The sequence below is a fragment of the Leclercia sp. M50 genome, assembly GCF_037150775.1.
Lineage (GTDB): Bacteria > Pseudomonadota > Gammaproteobacteria > Enterobacterales > Enterobacteriaceae > Enterobacter.
On sequence record NZ_JBBCPK010000008.1, the window covers coordinates 48565 to 68296 of the forward strand.

Below are 19732 nucleotides of genomic sequence, written 5' to 3' on the forward strand. Positions count from 1 at the left end.
AATAAATGCGCGTTTGCTTAGACTTTGCGCACTTTGCCGCATATTACTGCGTTTTGACCCTTTCCACGTGTCGCTCCAGGCCAAAAAGCCTGTATCCCGCACTAACGGCCGCCAGGAATATCGCCCCGACATACAGCGACATGCGGGTGTCTTCGTTGAAGTACATGCCGATCAGCACGCAGATCAGGAACACCATCGTTAAATAGTTAGCCCATGGGAAGAGAATGGAGCGGAACGGATGGCTGGCAATCGCGTTTTTATGCGCCTGACGAAAACGCAGCTGGCTAATCAGGATCACAAACCACGGCACCATACCTGGCAGAACGCTGGCGCTGTAGACATAAACGAAGACACGCTGCGGGTTCGGGATGATGTAGTTCAGGCATGACCCCACCAGCAGAATAATAATCGAGATGGCAACGCCCACCACCGGCACTCCGGCGCCGGAGACTTTCCCCACCGCCGCCGGCAGCTGACGGTTTTTCGCCAGCGCGTAGAGCATACGCCCGCAACTGTACATGCCGCTGTTACAGCCGGAGAGCGCCGCCGTCAGCACCACAAAGTTGATAATCGCCGCCGCTGCGGTAATGCCGATTTTGGCAAAGGTGAGCACGAACGGGCTGCCGTTACTGCCAATCTCATTCCACGGGAAGATAGTGACGATGACAAAAATCGCGCCGACATAGAAGATGAGGATACGCCACAGCACCTTGCCGACCGCGCTGCGCAGGGTCACCTGCGGGTTTTTCGCCTCCCCGGCAGTGATCCCGATAAGCTCAACCCCCTGATAGGACGCCACCACAATGCAGAGCGCCGTCAGAAAGCCCTTCCAGCCGCCAGCAAAGAAACCGCCGTGTTCCGTCAGGTTGCCAAAGCCAATCGCCTGACCCCCGTTACCCAGGCCGAAGAAGATCACCCCCACGCCGATGACAATCATCACGATAATGGTGGTTACTTTAATCATCGCAAACCAGAATTCGATCTCACCGTACAGGCGCACGGCGGCGAGGTTCGCCAGCGCCACCAGCCCCACGGCGATAAGCGCAGGTATCCACTGCGCCATTTCCGGGAACCAGAACTGCACGTAAACCCCAATGGCGGTGATCTCAGATATGCCCACCGCCATCCACATAAACCAGTACGACCACGCCGTGAGATAGCCAAAAAACGGGCTCATGTAGCGATGCGCATAAACGGCGAACGAACCGGCGACCGGCTCGAGGAACAGCATCTCCCCCATGGAACGCATGATAAAGAAGACGAACAGCCCGGCGATGATATACGCCAGCAGGACCGACGGCCCGGCCCATTTCAGGGTGCTGGCGGAGCCCATAAACAGGCCCACGCCAATCGTCCCGCCAAGGGCGATAAGTTCGATATGACGAGCTTCCAGCCCACGCTGAAGCTCCGGTTTTTTCTCTGACATAAATCCTCGGTTGTGCTTGCGACTCTCCCGGCCTGCGCCGGTTATTGTTATAGGTACAGATGCGCTATCACAGGCTGTGCGTAATGGACCGTTTATGTTTACGGGTGATGCAAAAACAGCCTGGTACGGTAGTGACGGGGGGGAATGGTTTCTTAAATTTTGTGAAATGGCAAACGATGCGTTAAAAAAATGAATGTATTGTTGAGAAAAGCAGCAGATTTACGGGCGTATTGCAGCGCGAGCAGTATATCGCGCTGCGATTCAGATATTACAGGCGTCCGGAGTAGTGCCAGCCGAGATAACGCAGCAGACGGAGCTGGCGGGTGATCCGGCTCGGCTGGGATAACAGGCGATAGAGCCACTCCAGCCCCAGGTTCTGCCACACTTTTGGCGCGCGCTTTACATGGCCGGTAAAGACATCGTAAGTGCCGCCCACGCCCATATAGAGCGCATCCGGATAGACCTGACGGCAGTCGCGCATCAGGATCTCCTGGCGCGGTGAACCCATCGCGACGGTGATGATCTTCGCCCCGCTGTCTCGAATACGGGCAAATAGCGCCTGCTGCTCGTCAGGGCTGAAATAGCCGTCCTGGCTGCCGACGATATTCACCTGCCACTGATCACGCAATTTCTGCTCGGTTTGCGCCAGCACCCCAGGTTTGCCGCCGACGAGGAAGACTGGCGTACCGTCTGCCCCCGCCCGCGCCATCAGCGCTTCCCAGAGATCGGCCCCCGCGACGCGAGAGATGTTCGCCCCCGGGTACTTCTTACGCACGGAGCGCACCACACTTATCCCGTCCGCATATTTAAATTCGGCCGCCTCGATGAGGTCGCGCACCTGGGCGTTATCCTCAAGGGTAAGCATTTTTTCTGCATTGATGGCCACCAGCGTGCCGGTTTTGATCCCGTCCCCGGCACAGAGATAGTCCAGCGCATGCTGCATATCACGCCAGCCAATCAGCTTCAGGCCCCGCAAGTCATACTGCGGTGCTGAGGTATTATCAGTCATTATTATCCTTACTCAGACTCGCGAAAGCGCCCTGCCGTTTACCGGTTCGCGCTTATGCACTAACCCGGCGCTGTCGAACAGCCAGTACAGCAGCTTCGCCATCAGCAGACAGGCGCCAAAAACCACCATGAAAAAGACCACGCGGGAGACGAACGAATCCAGCCCTTCTCGCGCCAGTACGATCATATTGAAAATGGCACCGAAACAGAAACTATGCAAAATCGCTGCCTTATAGCGGTTGGTCTCCTGATTGCCCAGCGTATAGAGCCAGTCGAACCATTTTATAATCAGCCCAACGGCAATCGCCCCAGGCAGGATAAACCAGCCGCCGCCCATCACCACCAGCGAACCGATCAGCGTCGGTGAGATTGCCAGCCCGGAGTGGTTGTTCAGCACTTCCCAGGTAAAGTAGTTTGCCGTATTCAGCACCACGCCCGGTCTGTCCGGCCACAGCCAGGTGGGGATAAAGACATAAAAATCGCGAACAATGGGTGCCAGCCCCTGAAAATCGATTTTGTCGTAGTTCTGCAGCAGCAGGGCTAAGTTTTCCCACGGCGAGAAGGTGTCACGGGTGAGGTACAGGAAGGTGTAAAACGCTTCGTCGCCGCTGACATCCATGCCGTAGCGCTTCAGCGCCAGCCAGAACATCCCCACAATCCCCAGCACACCCGCCGCAGCCAGCATCCACAGCGAGATCCAGCCGCGAATAATGCCGATAAACAGGAAGATCGCGAAGGCGATAATGATGTTTGCGCGCGTGCCGCCGACAATCATATAGGTCAGCAGGCCAAACGCCACGGTACTGACCAGGAAGAAGAGCCACGCCCGGGCATCCTGACGCAGGAAATAGATCACCAGCATCGCCGGAATGAAGAAATAGAAGAAACGCTTAAGCGCCACCCCGGAGACTTCGCTGGAGAAGATCTGGCTGTAGGAGTGCAGCTTGAACAGCAAAAAGCCGTTGTGCATGAAGAAGATACCGACAGTGACAAGGGCAATGCCCATCAGCATCATCCAGGTCAGATGCGTCTCAACCCGGTTCATGGTGAACAAAGGCCGTCGCGATGCGTCGCTGCTGGCCGGTTTCAGCCGCGTCTTATAGGCGACGTAATAGACCCCATAGAAGCAGGTGGCCGACAGCAGCGCCTGCATCAGGATCTCCGGCGGTACGACGGCCACATCGAAGCGGAACACCAGCACGCTGGTCAGCGGGAAGCCGAAGTAAAAGGTCAGCAGAAACAGCAGCGAGAAGAAGACGTTGAAGTTAAAGCGCACCCGGCGGAATTCAAACCACGTCAGCGTGGCGATAAACAAGGCGCTCAGAAGCCAGATGACCAGCAGGCCGCTAAATTGCAACTGGCTCATGCATTCTCTCCTGAGGCGATCCGCAGCGCCTGGTGCCACGGCGTAAGGTAGTTCGGGCTGAAGAAGTCGATGGCGTTTTTATCCACCTGCGCAAGCTGTCGCTGGGCTTCACGCACCACCTCTTCGTTCAGGTCATCGGTGGTAAACAGCACCGGAATGTGCTGTTCGGCCATGTCCTGCCAGAACGGGTTGTCGCGATTAAGCACACAGGGAATGCCCGCCTGGATCAGCAGACAGAGCGTGCCGATCCCCTGCTGGCGCGCGAAAATGAAATAGCCCAGATCGCACTGACGCAGCAATGCCAGGTAGTCATCAAAGGCCAGCTTATCGCTGAGGATCTGCAAATTGTCCGGGCTGAATAATGCCTGTCCACTCTGACGGACTTCATCGATGTATGCCGCGTTATTAGCAGGATAGCCCATCGGCACGATCACGTTGACCGTATCGCCAAACTGCTGATGAACCGCCTTCAGGGCCGCAATATGTTCGTTACTGCGATCTCCGGAGTTACCCACCAGAATCGTCAGTTTACCCTCCCGTTTCACCTCCCGGGCTAACCCGTTCAGCGACGGGTCCATGCGGGTCGGGAAATAGAGCAGCTCACCGCGCACGTTCGGGTGCTGTTTTGCGAAATAGTTTAAATCGCCGCGGGTGGCAAAGATGCAGCCCACCCGCCCCTGCGCCATACGCCGCAGCGGGTAGAAGAGACGGAACTTCCAGCCCCGGGAGACTTCATACAGGTCGGCGCCCCAGATATGCCAGTTAAACTGCGCGGGCCTGATCCCACCACTCAACAAGGCCAGCCACAGGCCGGTATTAAACTGCCCGTGAAAAAAGAACCGCTGCTGGCGGTTGGCTTTGGCTTTAGCGATCACCGCTTTCGCAAGCGTAGCTTTGTCCGGCCAGAAGGTCAGCTGCAGTGCCGGGAAGGCGGCGCTAAGGCCGGTGTCCTTACCCACCACCATAAATTCGCGCGCCAGCGCGCTGCCGGGAGCCAGTTCATCATTAAAGAACCGCAGTACGGTCTGGTTATGGTGTGGGATATCCGATCCCAGGACGTGAATCAGTGCAGTCATGCGCGTTTATGCCAAAGTAAAAAGACGCCGCAACAGGCAGCAAAATAGACAATATAGGTGGCCATATAGGCCTGAGCCGCTCCCAGCGCGCCATGCGCGGGGATCAACCAGTGAGAGAATGCCGTCAGCAACGCAAACTGGCTGATTTCCGCCAGAATGTAGAGCCGCAGCGACGCTTTAGCAATCACCAGATAGCCAAAGACGTAAGCGCCTACTTTCAGTACGTCCCCCACCAACTGCCAGGCGAACAGGTCGCGCATCGCGGTAAATTTGGCGGAAAACAGCAGCCAGATGGCGACATCGCGCAGCAGCCAGACGGTAAAGCTGGCAACCGCCACCGCCGGTAAGACGAAGCGCAGCGAACGGAGGATCTCGCGGGTGATCTCCTGCCGGGCGGTGAGCCGTGAGAGCGTGGGCAGCAGGTAGACGCTAAAGGAGGCGGTAATAAACTGCAGATAGGCATCGGAGATGCTGCTGACCCCCTGCCAGATCCCCACCTCATCCCAGCTGTAGTGCGCCGCCAGCAGGTTTCGCATCATCACGTAGGCCACCGGCAAGGTGACGGAGGTGATAAGCGCCATCAGGGTAAATTTGCCCAGCTGCCCCGCCAGAAGCCGATCCCATCCGGGCTTCAGATAGTGCAGCGGAATTGTGCCCCTGCGCATCAGCATAAACGCCGCCGGAACGACCACCAGCGCGGGCACCAGCGCCAGCCCCAGCAGTGCGCCTTCATAGCCGCCCAGCCGGTAGCAGACGTAATAGGCAACCACCCCGATGACGCTACCGACGATGAGCGCCAGCGCATTGCCGGCAGCATCGCGAAAGCCTTTCATCAGCGCCAGCAGCAGGTTCGCCCAGGCGATGCCCATCTGCACCAGCGCCACCAGCCTTACCAGACCCTGATAGCCCGTGTGACCGAACAGCCCCTGGCTGATGGGTGCAGCCGCCAGTAAAAAGACGACCGCCAGCAGGGTGGAAAAGCCCAGCACCATCGCTGATGAGGTACCCACCACCGTGCGTAATTGCGCCTTATCGTCATGATATTGCGCCACGTACTTGGTCACGCCGTTAAAGATCCCCGCCCCGGCCAGTACACCGAGGACGGTGACCAGCTGGCGAAAGTTCCCCGCCTGCCCGACACCCGCCGGGCCAAAGGAGACGGCCAGCAGTTTTACCACCAGCAATCCCGCGCCGATCTTGACGAGTGTGGACGCGGCGGTCCACACCGATGCTTTCGCCAGAGACATATCAGCCGAAATAACTCAGAAGGGTATTGATCACCGTGCGCTGGTTGACCGCCGCGAGGTTGTAGAACAGCGGTAAGCGGAGTAACCGCTCACTTTCTTTGGTGGTAAAGCGATCTTCACCCACGAACCGACCAAAGGCTTCCCCCGCCGGGCTGGAGTGCAGCGGAATATAGTGGAACACCGCCAGAATTTCGGCCTCTTTCAGATATGCAATAAGCGCGCTGCGATCGTCGTTATCCCGCAGCTTGATATAGAACATATGGGCGTTATGGACGCAATCCGCCGGAATGGTCGGCAGCTCGATACGGCCCTTGCGCGCCAGGGGAGCCAGCGCATCGTGATAGGTCTGCCACAGCGCCAGACGCTGCTGGTTGATACGGTCTGCCGCCTCCAGCTGTGCCCACAGGTACGCCGCCTGCAGATCCGCCATCAGATAGCTGGAGCCGATATCGCGCCAGGTGTACTTATCCACCTGCCCACGGAAGAACTGGCTGCGGTTGGTCCCTTTCTCGCGGATGATCTCCGCACGCTCCACCAGGGCGCGATCGTTAATCAACGTCGCGCCGCCTTCTCCGCCTGCGGTGTAGTTTTTGGTTTCGTGGAAGCTGAAGCAGCCGATGTGCCCGATGGTGCCCAACGCGCGGCCCTTGTAGGTGGACATAACTCCCTGTGCGGCATCTTCCACCACGTACAGGTTATGCTTTTTGGCAATCGCCATGATGGTGTCCATCTCGCACGCCACCCCGGCATAGTGTACCGGCACGATGGCGCGGGTCTTGTCGGTGATCGCCGCTTCAATCAGCGTCTCGTCAATGTTCATGGTATCCGGACGGATATCGACAAAGACGATTTTCGCCCCGCGCAGCACGAAAGCGTTGGCGGTGGAGACAAAGGTGTAGCTCGGCATGATCACTTCATCGCCAGGACCGATGTCCAGCAACAGGGCCGCCATCTCCAGCGAGGCGGTGCAGGAGGGGGTCAGGAGGACTTTCGCGCTCTGAAAGCGCTGCTCCATCCACTGCTGGCAACGGCGCGTATAGCCGCCATCGCCGCAAAGTTTGCCGCTGCCCATCGCAGACTGCATGTAATCGAGTTCGGTGCCCACCACAGGAGGCGCATTAAATGGGATCATCTTGTCACCTGTATAGCCAGTAAGCGGTCGTTTCGATGTTGCCGCCGCTTGCGATATAACGTTTAAGCGCGGCGGTGTTGCCCATCTGGGTCGCCACCCGCAAAGTAGAAATCTGCTGTTGCTGCGCCCAGTGCAGCGCCGCCTGCATTAACTTCTCGCCCATACCGCGCCCGGCCAGCAGACCGATACGCGCCTCGTTGTCGCTGAGCTTGCGCAGGGAGACAAAGCCCTGGATGGCGCCATCCGGCGCGCGGAACACCAGGCAGAGATGGTCGAAGGTGCCTTTTACCGCATTCTCGATCCACTGGGCATAGAAGCGACCGCTGTCGTCAGGTGCGTACCAGGGGGCGCGAAAGCGGCTCTGCGCAAAGGCCTGAGCAGCCAGCTGGCGCAGCGCCGGGATATCCTGCTCCATCGCAGGTTCCGCGCCAGGGCAAGCGTGGTGCGTCACGGTAATGGCGAGATCGACTTCGCCTTCCACCAGCCTGAAGCCCTGCGCCTGTAACGCGTCCAGCCAGTCGGCGCGGGTGGCCGGAATTTTAGCCTGCACCCGCTGCCAGGCGTCCAGCCCGGAAGCCGTCAGCAGCGGAGCATCATCAGAGAGGCGCACAAGCGCCGTGGGAAGGGCAAAAAACTCGCTTTCCCACTCCAGCGGCTGTAACGCACCGTGGAGCTGACTCAACGCCAGACCCCTTTGGTATCAACGATAAATTCCTGACGGACGGCCTCGCCCTGGATCGCTTTAAACTCGTTATGGTCCACCAGCAGCACCAACACATCGGCGGTTGCCAACGCCTCTTCAACGCTGGTCAGGGCGCAGTGTCCAGCCAGTTTTTTCGGCAGTTCATGAATATTGGGTTCCACCACCTGCGTTTCACCGCTGTGCCAGTCGGCAATCATCTCAGCAATTTCCATCGCCGGGCTTTCACGCAGATCGTCAATGTTCGGCTTAAAGGCGAGACCAAAACAGGCGATGGTCACCTCGTTCGCGCGCTTGCCGCTTTGGGTCAGGTAATCTGCCAGGGTGGCTTTCACCTGGTTCAGTACCCAGTGCGGCTTGCTGTCGTTAACTTCGCGGGCGGTACGGATAAGACGCGCCTGCTGGGGGTTCTGCGACACGATAAACCACGGGTCGACCGCGATGCAGTGACCGCCTACGCCCGGCCCGGGTTGCAGGATATTCACGCGCGGATGGCGGTTCGCCAGACGAATCAGTTCCCAGACGTTAATCCCCTGATCGGCGCAAATCAGCGACAGCTCATTAGCAAACGCAATGTTCACGTCGCGGAAGCTGTTTTCGGTGAGTTTGCACATCTCAGCGGTACGGGAGTTGGTCACCACGCACTCGCCTTCGAGGAAGATGTTATACAGCTCGCTGGCGCGGGCGGAACAGACCGGAGTCATGCCGCCAATAACCCGATCGTTTTTAATCAGTTCGACCATCACCTGCCCCGGCAGCACGCGCTCCGGGCAGTAGGCGACGTTGATATCGGCCTGCTCGCCCGCCTGCTGCGGGAAAGTCAGATCCGGGCGCGCCTCAGCCAGCCACTGGGCCATTTGCTCGGTGGCACCCACCGGTGAGGTGGATTCGAGGATCACCAGCGCGCCTTTTTCCAGTACCGGGGCGATGGATTTCGCTGCCGCTTCGACATAGGCCATATCCGGCTCATGCTCGCCTTTGAATGGCGTCGGCACAGCAATCAGGTAGGCATCGGCAACCACTGGTGTGGTACTGGCCCTGAGGTATCCCCCTTCAACGGCGGTTTTTACCACCTTGTCGAGATCTGGCTCAACGATATGAATTTCACCCTTGTTGATCGTCTCAACCGCATGCTGGTTGATATCAACACCCACTACCTGTTTTTGACGGGAGGCAAATGCCGCCGCCGTGGGCAGCCCAATGTAGCCAAGACCAATGACAGAAATGGTAGTAAAACTCATAGCGATACCCGATTGTGTTTAAGTGCGTACAAAATGCGGTCACAGGCCTGGCCATCACCATACGGGTTATGGGCCCGGCTCATGGCCTGATACTCTTCGTTGTTAAGTAGCAGGCGCGTCACCTCTTCCACGATGGCTCGTGAATCGGTCCCCACCAGCCTTACCGTCCCCGCTTTAACCGCTTCAGGACGCTCGGTGGTTTCACGCATCACCAGCACCGGTTTCCCCAGTGAAGGCGCTTCTTCCTGAATACCGCCTGAGTCCGTCAGGATCAGCCAGGCATGGTTCATCAGCCAGACGAATGGCAGATAGTCCTGCGGCTCAATAAGTATGACGTTTTTGACATGCCCCAGGATGCGGTTGACCGGCTCGCTGACGTTAGGGTTCAGATGCACCGGATAGACGATCTGGACATCTTCGTTACGCGCGGCGATTTCAGCCAGCGCATGGCAGATTTGCTCGAAGCCCTGGCCAAAACTTTCCCGCCGGTGTCCGGTGACCAGAATCATCTTTTTACCGTTAGCGAGGAACGGATACTGTTCGGCCAGTTGCCCACGCAGGCTGTCGTTCGCCAGCACCCGGTCGCGCACCCAGATCAGCGCGTCGATCACCGTGTTGCCGGTGACAAAGATGTGCTGGTCGTTAACGTTTTCGCGCAGCAGGTTCTGACGGGAGTTCTCGGTTGGCGCAAAGTGATACATCGCCAGATGCCCGGTCAGGGTCCGGTTCGCCTCCTCGGGCCACGGGGAGGAGAGATCGCCCGTGCGTAAACCGGCTTCGACATGTCCAACCGGAATACGTTGATAGAAGGCCGCCAGACTGGTGGCGATGGTGGTGGTGGTATCGCCGTGCACCAGCACGACATCCGGCCTGAACGACTCCAGAATAGGTTTTAAACCTTCCAGAATACGGCAGGTAATTTCGGTTAGCCCTTGCCCCGGCTTCATAATATTGAGGTCGTAGTCGGGAACAATGGAAAAGAGTTTTAGGACCTGATCCAGCATCTCCCGATGCTGCGCAGTAACGCAAACTTTCGCCTCAAAATAAGGGTCGCTTGCCAACGCATGGACCAGAGGCGCCATCTTGATGGCTTCCGGCCTTGTACCAAAGACAGTGAGTACTTTCACATCGATTCTCTTCGATTAAGCGATGAAGGCCAGCAGCCTTCATCGTAGACGGCGTTCTTAAATTTTGCGACGACGGGTTAATGCCACGCCTGCGCCAATTAAAGCACCCACAATCCCCCACATAATCATCAGGAATGCGCGACGTGGACTATCGCGTTTTACAGGTTCTTCAGGTGTTCGCAAATAACGATAGGTCTGAAAACGCGGGTCCAGTGTCGGACCGACGTTGAGGGTGTTGAGCATGGCGCGGTTCTGGTCGTAATCGAGGTCAAAATCTGGCCCCACGGCCTGCAGATTTTCCAGGCGCGCCTGGAGCATAGGACGCCCCAGCAGGAACATTTCAGAATCGGGCAGTTCATCGGCAGGCACATCGGTTTCACTGCGCGAGATATTGCTCTTTTCAGCAATCTTCAGCGCCTGATCGAGGTTATGTACCCGGCGGTTAAAGATGGCTTTGGCGACCTCTTCCTGACGTTTGACCTGCGCTTTCATCTGCACGGTACGCGCCGCCCAGGCGCCTTTCAGCTCATCATTAAGGTGGCTTGCTGCGCGCTGGCTGGCGAAAGCGACATACTGACGCAGCAGGTTATTCGCGTCCGGCGCGGTTTCAGCGATCAGCTTGACGCTGTCGTTGATGTTGCGCAGCGGATCGCCCGCCATAAACTGGATGTTGTTGATCAGCTCATCCAGCAGGGCTGCATCGGCTTTGCTGTTGCCGACCATTCTCTGTTTGAAATAGTCGGTCTGGTTCCAGAAATCACGGCGCGTATCCCAGGAGGCGAGCTGCATAACAAACTCTTTGTAGGACTCGTCCATTACCGAAGTCTGGTCGGCGGTCGCAGGATTCGCTTTTACATCCAGATTCTGCAGAAACTGTTGCTGAGAGTAGAAACCTCCAAGCATATTCACCGTAGGACGGTCGGTAATCGCCGTCGCACTCCACTCTTGTCTGGCGAAAAAGGTATAGGCCAGAGCGATAAGTGCAAAGCCCAGCGCAATACCTGCAATCCAAAACTTGCCCGCCCATAACACGCGGAACAAGCCACGAACATCCAGCTCATTCTCAGTTACCACTGATTTTGCTCCCGCCAACGGTTGAGTCATTACAGTCCCGATTTACTTAGTTAAAGTTGGGTTATTGCCATTATTTCTACGCATACGGCGTTTTACGCGTTTAATAAAGCGCGCCACTTTCCATGCGCGTTTAATACAGTAGCCGTACAGGAAAAATGCAAGCAAGAATAATACCAACATTACCCATTCAGGAATGAAATGTGCATATTCTGCGGCAACGCCAATCCCGGCTAACAGCGCAGCGGCCAGCGTAATCAAGACAAATGCCTGTCGTGAGGTGAAGCCGGCACGCATAATAAGATGATGAATATGCTGGCGGTCTGGGGAGAAGGGACTCATGCCTTTACGCAGACGGCGGTACATAATTGCCACCATATCCATCAATGGAATGGCGATGATCCACAGTGCCGTCACCGGACTGATTGGATGGGTGTTACCCTGAGTAGTTTCCAGCAGGATCCAGATGATGGTAAAGCCAATCAGCGTACTGCCGGCATCCCCCATAAAGACCTTGTAGCGACGTCCCAGGACACCGAGGTTAAGGCAGATATAAGGCAGAATGGCGGCGATCATCGCGAAGCACCACATCGACAGGCTGTACTGGCCATCAAACCAGAGGATGATGCCGATAGCCGCGAAGGAGACGCTGGAGAGCCCACCAAGCAGACCGTCAATGCCGTCTACCATGTTAAAGGCGTTAATCGCCGCCCATACGGCAAACAACGTCAGGAAGTAGCCGAATGGCCCCAGTACCATCTCCCAGGTGCCAAAGATGTAGCCCAGGCTGCTGAGATAGAGTTTCCCTACCACCATCATGATGACGCCGATAGCCGCCTGAACCGCGGCGCGGAATTTGACGCTGATATCGTATCGGTCATCCAGCGCGCCAACCAGCACCAGCACGCCGGCACAGGCCAGATAGAGTGCCGCATGAGGGATATAATAATCCGCAATGGCGAAGGTGAAGCAGATACCCGCGTAAACCGAGATCCCACCAACCAGCGGAATCAAGCCTTGATGGCGTTTACGATAATTGGGCTTATCCACCAGTCCGACTCTCTTCGCGACCTTACGGGCGAGGAATAAAAAACAGGTGGTAAAAAGAAAAATACTGATTAGCTCAGTCACCGCAGTGAGTAGATTCACAATGGATGCTCTCAACAAATGTTAATCCCGAAAGTATAACCTTGAAGGCTCGGCTCAAGAAGGAAAAAGCAGGCCTCGCCCAAGTCCCTTTGTTTATTTTTCAGACAATTACTTTTCTGCTTTGACGAACATTCCGATTTTCGTCCCCGGCAGTATAATTTGACAGCTTACTGTTACAGCGTATAAGCCATAAAAGAAAAACGCCACGTAAAAACGTGGCGTTTCGGCGCTTTATTTATATTACGAGCGTTTCATCATATCGAAGAAATCATCGTTAGTTTTGGTCATCGCCAGCTTGTTAATGAGGAACTCCATCGCGTCGATTTCACCCATTGGATGGATAATTTTGCGCAGGATCCACATTTTCTGCAGCTCTTCCTGAGTGGTGAGCAGCTCTTCTTTACGGGTACCGGAACGGTTGTAGTCGATAGCCGGGAAGACGCGTTTTTCAGCGATTTTACGCGACAGGTGCAGTTCCATGTTGCCTGTACCTTTAAACTCTTCGTAAATTACTTCATCCATCTTCGAACCGGTATCGATCAGCGCGGTTGCGATGATGGTCAGGCTACCGCCCTCTTCCACGTTACGCGCAGCACCGAAGAAACGCTTCGGACGATGCAGGGCGTTGGCATCCACACCACCGGTCAAGACTTTACCGGACGCCGGAACCACGGTGTTGTAAGCACGCGCCAGACGAGTGATGGAGTCAAGCAGGATGATAACGTCTTTCTTATGCTCAACCAGACGCTTCGCCTTCTCGATAACCATTTCAGCAACCTGAACGTGGCGGGAGGCAGGTTCGTCAAAGGTCGACGCCACAACTTCACCTTTCACCAGACGCTGCATCTCGGTCACTTCTTCCGGACGTTCGTCAATCAGCAGTACCATCAGTACGCAGTCTGGGTGGTTGTAAGCGATGCTCTGCGCGATGTTCTGCAGCAGCATGGTTTTACCCGCTTTTGGCGGCGCGACAATCAGACCACGCTGACCGCGACCAATCGGCGAAGCCAGATCCAGAACGCGAGCGGTTAAGTCTTCAGTAGAACCGTTACCACGCTCCATGCGCAGGCGAGAGTTCGCGTGCAGCGGCGTTAAGTTTTCGAACAGGATCTTATTGCGCGAGTTTTCCGGCTTATCGTAGTTAACTTCGTTAACTTTCAGCAGCGCAAAGTAGCGTTCACCCTCTTTAGGAGGACGAATCTTACCTGAAATGGTGTCACCAGTGCGGAGGTTGAAACGGCGGATTTGGCTGGGAGAAACGTAGATATCATCAGGACCGGCGAGGTAGGAGCTGTCTGCAGAGCGGAGGAAACCAAATCCGTCCTGCAATATCTCCAGCACACCGTCGCCAAAGATATCTTCGCCACTCTTTGCGTGCTGCTTCAGGATGGCAAAAATGATGTCCTGCTTGCGCATACGAGCCTGGTTTTCCAGCCCCATATTTTCGCCGAGAGTGATCAGCTCAGAAACCGGCGTATTCTTTAATTCGGTAAGATTCATAATGGTGTGGGTTCTTAAACTCGGGGTAATACTCGAACTTAATTTGTGAATGGTATGGCAGGGTCATCCATGCCTGTTAACGGCTATCAACTCATGTCTGTTCGCTGTCTGCTCACAGGGAAAGCACAGAACTGAAACGACAAGACGGATTGAGTGACAAGCCCGGAATCTATCCACTTCTCGCACTGTTTATGTCAACAACGGGAAGTATCGGGTAAAACAAGATTCAAACAACAAGGTATGTTTAAAACGAAGTCATAGGTAACTTAGCACGACTCAAGCCGGGCGTCCAGAGATCCAAACAATTTAGAAACCCTGGACGCACAGACGAGAAGCCTTACGCCAGATTGGCGTCCAGGAACTCTTTCAGCTGACCTTTGGACAGGGCGCCCACTTTGGTCGCTGCCACTTCACCGTTTTTAAACAGCAGCAGAGTCGGGATGCCGCGGATGCCATATTTTGGCGCGGTGCCCGGGTTCTGGTCGATGTTCAGTTTAGCCACGGTCAGTTTGCCCTGATATTCGTCGGCGATCTCATCCAGAATCGGGGCGATCATTTTGCAAGGACCACACCATTCAGCCCAGAAATCGACGAGGATCAGCCCGTCAGCTTTAAGTACGTCCGTGTCAAAACTGTCGTCAGTCAGGTGAATAATTTTATCGCTCATATATAACTCCACAGGAATAAGCCTGGCGCGTTGATCTTGCATCCATCAACGACCTGTTGATGTAGCATTAACCAACTAAAGGTTGACTTTATTTCACCGGATACGCTTTCGTAAAGCAATAGTAAGCTGATATTCTACCACACTATGAGCAAAACACATTTAACAGAACAGAAGTTTTCCGACTTCGCCCTGCACCCAAAAGTGATCGAAGCCCTTGAAAAAAAAGGGTTTCATAACTGCACGCCCATTCAGGCTCTCGCCCTTCCGCTGACGCTGGCGGGTCGCGACGTTGCAGGGCAGGCGCAAACCGGTACCGGCAAAACGATGGCGTTTTTAACGTCAACGTTTCATTATTTACTCTCTCATCCGGCAATTGCTGACCGTAAAGTTAACCAACCGCGCGCGCTGATTATGGCACCGACGCGAGAACTGGCGGTACAGATCCACGCTGATGCAGAACCCCTGGCGCAAGCTACCGGCCTGAAACTTGGCCTGGCCTACGGCGGTGACGGTTATGACAAACAGCTGAAAGTGCTGGAAAGCGGCGTCGATATTCTGATCGGCACCACCGGCCGTCTTATCGATTACGCGAAGCAGAACCACATTAACCTCGGCGCTATCCAGGTTGTGGTGCTGGACGAAGCCGATCGCATGTACGATCTCGGCTTTATTAAAGATATCCGCTGGCTGTTCCGTCGCATGCCTGCCGCTAACCAGCGTCTGAATATGCTGTTCTCGGCCACGCTCTCTTATCGCGTCCGTGAACTGGCGTTCGAACAGATGAACAACGCCGAATACGTCGAAGTGGAACCGGAACAGAAAACCGGCCACCGTATTAAAGAAGAGCTTTTTTACCCTTCTAACGAAGAGAAAATGCGTCTGCTGCAGTCGCTCATTGAAGAAGAGTGGCCGGATCGCGCCATCGTTTTCGCCAATACCAAACATCGCTGTGAAGATATCTGGGGCCACCTGGCTGCGGATGGGCACCGTGTTGGTCTGTTGACGGGCGATGTCGCACAGAAAAAACGTCTGCGCATTCTTGAAGAGTTTACCCGTGGCGATCTCGATATTCTGGTTGCAACGGACGTTGCCGCGCGCGGTCTGCACATCCCGGCGGTTACGCACGTCTTCAACTATGACCTGCCGGACGACTGCGAAGATTACGTTCACCGTATCGGGCGTACCGGTCGTGCGGGCGCCAGCGGGCACTCCATCAGCCTGGCCTGTGAAGAGTACGCGCTGAACCTGCCTGCGATTGAGACCTATATCGGCCACTCAATTCCGGTCAGCAAATATAACCCGGAAGCGCTGTTGAGCGAGCTTCCACCGCCGAAGCGCCTGACCCGCGCACGTTCTGGCAATGGTCCGCGCCGTAACAGCGCACCGCGTAATCGTCGTCGTTCAGGCTAAAAATATGCTCCGGTCTACCTCGCTCTATGCAGCTATTGATTTAGGTTCAAATAGTTTTCATATGCTGGTTGTACGCGAGGTGGCGGGCAGTGTTCAAACACTGACGCGTATAAAGCGCAAGGTTCGCCTCGCGGCGGGCCTGAGTGCTGATAATCAGCTCTCTCCAGAAGCCATGGAGCGCGGCTGGCAATGTCTGCGTCTTTTCGCCGAACGTCTGCAGGATATCCCTTCTCAGCAAATCCGCGTCGTCGCTACCGCAACCCTGCGTCTGGCGGTGAATGCCGGTGAATTTATTGCCACTGCTCAGCAGATCCTTGGCTGCCCGATACAGGTGATCAGCGGTGAAGAAGAAGCCCGCCTGATTTATCAGGGGGTAGCGCATACCACGGGCGGTGACGAGCGTCGTCTGGTGGTGGACATCGGTGGTGCAAGCACTGAGCTGGTCACCGGTAATGGCGCCCAGGCGACATCCCTGAACAGCTTATCGATGGGTTGTGTCACCTGGCTTGAACGCTACTTCACCGATCGCAATCTGGCGCAAGAAAACTTTGATGACGCGGAAAAAGCCGCGCGCGAAGTGCTGCGTCCGGTGGCCGATGAACTGCGTTATCACGGCTGGAAAGTCTGCGTTGGCGCGTCCGGCACCGTTCAGGCGTTGCAGGAAATCATGATGGCGCAGGGGATGGATGAGCGCATCACGCTGGCGAAACTTCAGCAGTTAAAACAGCGCGCGATCCTCTGCGGACGCCTGGAAGAGCTGGAAATTGAAGGGCTAACCCTTGAGCGCGCGCTGGTCTTCCCGAGCGGGCTGGCGATCCTGATTGCCATTTTCACCGAACTGAATATTCAGTGCATGACCCTTGCAGGCGGCGCGCTGCGGGAAGGGCTGGTCTACGGCATGTTGCATCTGGCGGTCGATCAGGATATTCGCGACCATACGCTGCGCAACATCCAGCGGCGATTCATGGTCGATATTGAACAGGCGCACCGGGTAGCGAATCTGGCGACACGTTTTCTCGATCACGTCGAAAATGAGTGGCATATTGAGCCCATCTGTCGCGAATTACTGCTTAGCGCCTGCCAGCTACATGAAATTGGCCTGAGCGTCGATTTCAAACAAGCGCCGCTGCATGCGGCGTATCTGGTGCGCAATCTCGATTTGCCCGGCTTTACTCCGGCGCAAAAGAAATTGTTGGCCACGCTGCTGTTAAACCAGACCAACCCTGTCGATCTCTCTTCGCTCCACCAGCAAAATGCGGTTCCGCCGCGCGTGGCGGAACATCTGTGCCGTCTGCTGCGTCTGGCGATCCTCTTTGCCAGCCGTCGCCGGGACGATCTCTTGCCGGCCATCACGCTGAAAGCGGAAGGAGAGAAGCTGACGCTAACCTTGCCGGAAAACTGGCTCGATACGCATCCGCTGGGTGCCGAAATGCTGGTACAGGAGTCCCAGTGGCAGAGCTACGTGCACTGGGCGCTTGAGGTTCATTAATTACGATGATATGCCCGGTAGCGCTACGCATACCGGGTCTTCAGGCTAGCGGTTTTTCGCTTTTTCCATCATGGCGCGAATATTGGCGATGCTGGCCTGCCCCTTGTGCATCCGCTCTTCGGCGGTGATGACCTTACGTTCCTGCTCCCAGAGTACGTCATCCTGAGGTAACTCCAGCAGGAAGCGGCTCGGCTCCGGACGCACCAGCTCTCCATACTGACGCCGCTCCTTACACAGCGTAAATGTCAGCTCTTTTTGCGCCCGCGTGATGCCTACATAGGCCAGACGACGCTCTTCATCGACGTTATCCTCATCGATGCTGCTCTGATGCGGCAGCAAGCCCTCTTCCATGCCCACCAGATAGACATACGGGAACTCAAGCCCCTTCGAGGCATGCAGGGTCATCAGCTGCACCTGATCCGCCTCCTCTTCGCTTTCACCACGCTCCATCATATCGCGCAGGGTAAAGCGGGTAACCACCTGGGTCAGGGTCATCGGTTCATCGATCTCCGTCCCTTCCAGCATCTCAGTCATCCAGGTGAAAAGCTGGTTGACGTTCTTCATCCGCATCTCGGCCGCTTTCGGGCTGGCGGAAGTTTCATACAGCCAGGATTCATAGTCGATGCCGCGGATCAGATCCCGCACCGCATTAATCGGCTCCCGCTCGCTGAGCTGCTGGATCTCGCGCAGCCAGTGGGTAAAGCGGGTCAGCGATTCATAGCCACGCCCGGTTAAGGTCTGGCTCAGACCCATATCGAAACTGGCCGTTAACAGGCTCTTGTTGCGGGTCATCGCCCACTCACCCAGTTTTTGCAGTGTCGCCGGGCCAATCTCACGCTTCGGCGTATTGACGATCCGCAGGAAAGCACTGTCATCGTCCGGGTTGGTCAGTACCCGCAGGTAGGCGAGCAGATCCTTGATTTCCGGGCGCGAGAAGAACGAGGTTCCGCCGGAAATTTTGTACGGGATGCGGTTCTGCATCAGCATCTTTTCAAAGACGCGCGACTGGTGATTTCCGCGATAGAGAATGGCGTAATCTTTGTAGTTGGTTTTGTTAACGAAGTGATGGGCAATCAGTTCGCCCGCCACGCGCTCGGCTTCGTGATCTTCATTGTTGGCGCTGAGCACCTTCAGCTCCGTGCCGTATCCCAGTTCGGAAAAGAGGCGTTTTTCAAACACATGTGGGTTATTGGCGATCAGGATGTTGGCCGCCTTCAGAATACGCCCGGATGAGCGGTAGTTCTGCTCCAGCTTGATCACCTGCAGCGCCGGGAAGTCCTTACTGAGCAGGACCAGGTTCTGTGGACGAGCGCCGCGCCAGGAGTAGATCGACTGGTCATCGTCACCCACCACGGTGAAACGCGCCCGCTGACCCACCAGCAGTTTCACCAGCTCGTACTGGCTGGTGTTGGTGTCCTGATATTCATCCACCAGCAGGTAGCGGATCTTGTTCTGCCAGCGCTCACGCACCTCTTCATTGCTTTGCAGCAGCAGCGTGGGCAGCAGGATCAGGTCGTCAAAGTCGAGCACGTTGCAGGCTTTGAGATGATCGTTATACAGGCTGTAGCAGTGGGCGAAGATCCGATCCCGCTCCCCTTTGGCGCTTGCGGCGGCCTGGGCAGGGCTCATCAGATCGTTTTTCCAGTTTGAGATCGTGGAGATCAACTGCTGCAGCACCACTTTGTCATCTTCGATCAGCCCTTCGGTCAGCTCCTTGAGCAATGCCACCTGATCGGTATCGTCAAACAGCGAGAAGTTGGCTTTCATCCCCAACGCCGCATATTCGCGCTTTATGATATCCAGCCCCAGGGTATGGAAGGTGGAGATCATCAGGCCGCGGGCCTCTTTGCGTCCTAACGTCTGCCCGACACGCTCTTTCATCTCGCGCGCCGCTTTGTTGGTAAAGGTCACCGCGGCGATGTGGCGTGCCTGATAGCCGCAGCCGCGGATCAGGTGAGCGATTTTGTTGGTGATGACGCGGGTTTTACCGGAACCCGCCCCTGCCAGCACCAGGCATGGTCCAGTAACGAATTCGACCGCTTGTTGTTGTCCAGGGTTTAAACGCATGGGAATATTGCTCAATCTTCGAACGGGGTGGGGATTGTAGCAGAAAGCCGGGCGCA

At 56.0% G+C, this 19732-nt stretch carries 16 protein-coding genes; 2 read left to right on the plus strand and 14 right to left on the minus strand.

What is annotated here, in order from left to right:
* Window positions 1-43 precede the first annotated feature (43 nt).
* The 13 genes from thrP to trxA form a co-directional block, all read right to left on the minus strand.
* Window positions 44-1426 carry a bifunctional threonine/serine APC transporter ThrP gene (thrP, locus tag WFM46_RS03425; RefSeq protein WP_336997066.1) on the minus strand — a complete coding sequence of 461 codons (1383 nt, stop codon included), beginning with the start codon at window positions 1424-1426 and terminating at the stop codon, window positions 44-46.
* Window positions 1427-1694: 268 nt separating this feature from the next.
* Complete coding sequence (gene wecG / locus WFM46_RS03430; RefSeq protein ID WP_325942059.1) at window positions 1695-2435, minus strand: lipopolysaccharide N-acetylmannosaminouronosyltransferase; 741 nt, start codon at window positions 2433-2435, stop codon at window positions 1695-1697.
* A gap of 12 nt (window positions 2436-2447) precedes the next feature.
* Window positions 2448-3800 (minus strand): ECA oligosaccharide polymerase, encoded by a 1353-nt coding sequence (gene wzyE / locus WFM46_RS03435; RefSeq protein ID WP_103177457.1) that lies wholly within the window; start codon window positions 3798-3800, stop codon window positions 2448-2450.
* Window positions 3797-4876, minus strand: coding sequence for a TDP-N-acetylfucosamine:lipid II N-acetylfucosaminyltransferase (locus WFM46_RS03440; RefSeq protein WP_336997067.1), 1080 nt, complete (start codon window positions 4874-4876; stop codon window positions 3797-3799). Before WFM46_RS03440 ends, wzyE begins: the two co-directional genes overlap by 4 nt.
* Window positions 4873-6123, minus strand: a complete 1251-nt coding sequence (wzxE, locus tag WFM46_RS03445) for a lipid III flippase WzxE (protein ID WP_214422512.1) — start codon at window positions 6121-6123, stop codon at window positions 4873-4875. Before wzxE ends, WFM46_RS03440 begins: the two co-directional genes overlap by 4 nt.
* A 1-nt stretch (window position 6124) precedes the next feature.
* Window positions 6125-7255 carry a dTDP-4-amino-4,6-dideoxygalactose transaminase gene (gene rffA, locus WFM46_RS03450; protein WP_336997068.1) on the minus strand — a complete coding sequence of 377 codons (1131 nt, stop codon included), beginning with the start codon at window positions 7253-7255 and terminating at the stop codon, window positions 6125-6127.
* Window positions 7256-7259: 4 nt separating this feature from the next.
* Window positions 7260-7937: a dTDP-4-amino-4,6-dideoxy-D-galactose acyltransferase gene (gene rffC / locus WFM46_RS03455; RefSeq protein ID WP_103177461.1), complete on the minus strand. Its 678-nt coding sequence runs from the start codon at window positions 7935-7937 to the stop codon at window positions 7260-7262.
* Window positions 7934-9196, minus strand: a complete 1263-nt coding sequence (gene wecC / locus WFM46_RS03460; protein ID WP_336997069.1) for a UDP-N-acetyl-D-mannosamine dehydrogenase — start codon at window positions 9194-9196, stop codon at window positions 7934-7936. The genes rffC and wecC overlap by 4 nt, the downstream gene beginning before the upstream one ends.
* Complete coding sequence (wecB, locus tag WFM46_RS03465; protein WP_336997070.1) at window positions 9193-10323, minus strand: non-hydrolyzing UDP-N-acetylglucosamine 2-epimerase; 1131 nt, start codon at window positions 10321-10323, stop codon at window positions 9193-9195. Before wecB ends, wecC begins: the two co-directional genes overlap by 4 nt.
* Before the next feature lie 57 nt (window positions 10324-10380).
* Window positions 10381-11427 (minus strand): ECA polysaccharide chain length modulation protein, encoded by a 1047-nt coding sequence (wzzE, locus tag WFM46_RS03470; RefSeq protein WP_103177464.1) that lies wholly within the window; start codon window positions 11425-11427, stop codon window positions 10381-10383.
* Between the two features lie 12 nt (window positions 11428-11439).
* Entirely contained in the window at window positions 11440-12543 is a 1104-nt protein-coding gene (gene wecA / locus WFM46_RS03475; RefSeq protein WP_103177465.1) for a UDP-N-acetylglucosamine--undecaprenyl-phosphate N-acetylglucosaminephosphotransferase, read from the minus strand.
* A gap of 240 nt (window positions 12544-12783) precedes the next feature.
* Window positions 12784-14043 carry a transcription termination factor Rho gene (rho, locus tag WFM46_RS03480; RefSeq protein ID WP_001054528.1) on the minus strand — a complete coding sequence of 420 codons (1260 nt, stop codon included), beginning with the start codon at window positions 14041-14043 and terminating at the stop codon, window positions 12784-12786.
* A gap of 337 nt (window positions 14044-14380) precedes the next feature.
* Window positions 14381-14710, minus strand: a complete 330-nt coding sequence (gene trxA, locus WFM46_RS03485; protein WP_006179218.1) for a thioredoxin TrxA — start codon at window positions 14708-14710, stop codon at window positions 14381-14383.
* A 144-nt stretch (window positions 14711-14854) separates the two neighbouring features.
* Between trxA and rhlB the strand changes: the two genes are divergently transcribed.
* Both rhlB and gppA read left to right on the plus strand, forming a co-directional pair.
* Window positions 14855-16120, plus strand: a complete 1266-nt coding sequence (gene rhlB, locus WFM46_RS03490) for an ATP-dependent RNA helicase RhlB (RefSeq protein WP_336997071.1) — start codon at window positions 14855-14857, stop codon at window positions 16118-16120.
* A 4-nt stretch (window positions 16121-16124) separates the two neighbouring features.
* On the plus strand, window positions 16125-17609 hold the full coding sequence (gene gppA, locus WFM46_RS03495; RefSeq protein ID WP_180210061.1) for a guanosine-5'-triphosphate,3'-diphosphate diphosphatase: 1485 nt from the start codon (window positions 16125-16127) through the stop codon (window positions 17607-17609).
* 45 nt (window positions 17610-17654) lie between these two features.
* Here the strand turns inward: gppA and rep are convergent, their stop codons facing one another.
* Entirely contained in the window at window positions 17655-19676 is a 2022-nt protein-coding gene (gene rep, locus WFM46_RS03500; protein WP_180210060.1) for a DNA helicase Rep, read from the minus strand.
* Between the last annotated feature and the right edge of the window lie 56 nt (window positions 19677-19732).

What these genes read in the sequence shown, in the direction of transcription:
- wecG (WP_325942059.1), bottom strand. Translation starts at nt 2,435, where the DNA reads ATGACTGATAATACCTCAGCACCGCAGTATGACTTGCGGGGCCTGAAG.
- thrP (WP_336997066.1), bottom strand. Translation starts at nt 1,426, where the DNA reads ATGTCAGAGAAAAAACCGGAGCTTCAGCGTGGGCTGGAAGCTCGTCAT.
- gppA (WP_180210061.1), top strand. Translation starts at nt 16,125, where the DNA reads ATGCTCCGGTCTACCTCGCTCTATGCAGCTATTGATTTAGGTTCAAAT.
- wzxE (WP_214422512.1), bottom strand. Translation starts at nt 6,123, where the DNA reads ATGTCTCTGGCGAAAGCATCGGTGTGGACCGCCGCGTCCACACTCGTC.
- WFM46_RS03440 (WP_336997067.1), bottom strand. Translation starts at nt 4,876, where the DNA reads ATGACTGCACTGATTCACGTCCTGGGATCGGATATCCCACACCATAAC.
- rhlB (WP_336997071.1), top strand. Translation starts at nt 14,855, where the DNA reads ATGAGCAAAACACATTTAACAGAACAGAAGTTTTCCGACTTCGCCCTG.
- rep (WP_180210060.1), bottom strand. Translation starts at nt 19,676, where the DNA reads ATGCGTTTAAACCCTGGACAACAACAAGCGGTCGAATTCGTTACTGGA.
- rffA (WP_336997068.1), bottom strand. Translation starts at nt 7,255, where the DNA reads ATGATCCCATTTAATGCGCCTCCTGTGGTGGGCACCGAACTCGATTAC.
- wzzE (WP_103177464.1), bottom strand. Translation starts at nt 11,427, where the DNA reads ATGACTCAACCGTTGGCGGGAGCAAAATCAGTGGTAACTGAGAATGAG.
- rho (WP_001054528.1), bottom strand. Translation starts at nt 14,043, where the DNA reads ATGAATCTTACCGAATTAAAGAATACGCCGGTTTCTGAGCTGATCACT.
- wzyE (WP_103177457.1), bottom strand. Translation starts at nt 3,800, where the DNA reads ATGAGCCAGTTGCAATTTAGCGGCCTGCTGGTCATCTGGCTTCTGAGC.
- wecC (WP_336997069.1), bottom strand. Translation starts at nt 9,196, where the DNA reads ATGAGTTTTACTACCATTTCTGTCATTGGTCTTGGCTACATTGGGCTG.
- trxA (WP_006179218.1), bottom strand. Translation starts at nt 14,710, where the DNA reads ATGAGCGATAAAATTATTCACCTGACTGACGACAGTTTTGACACGGAC.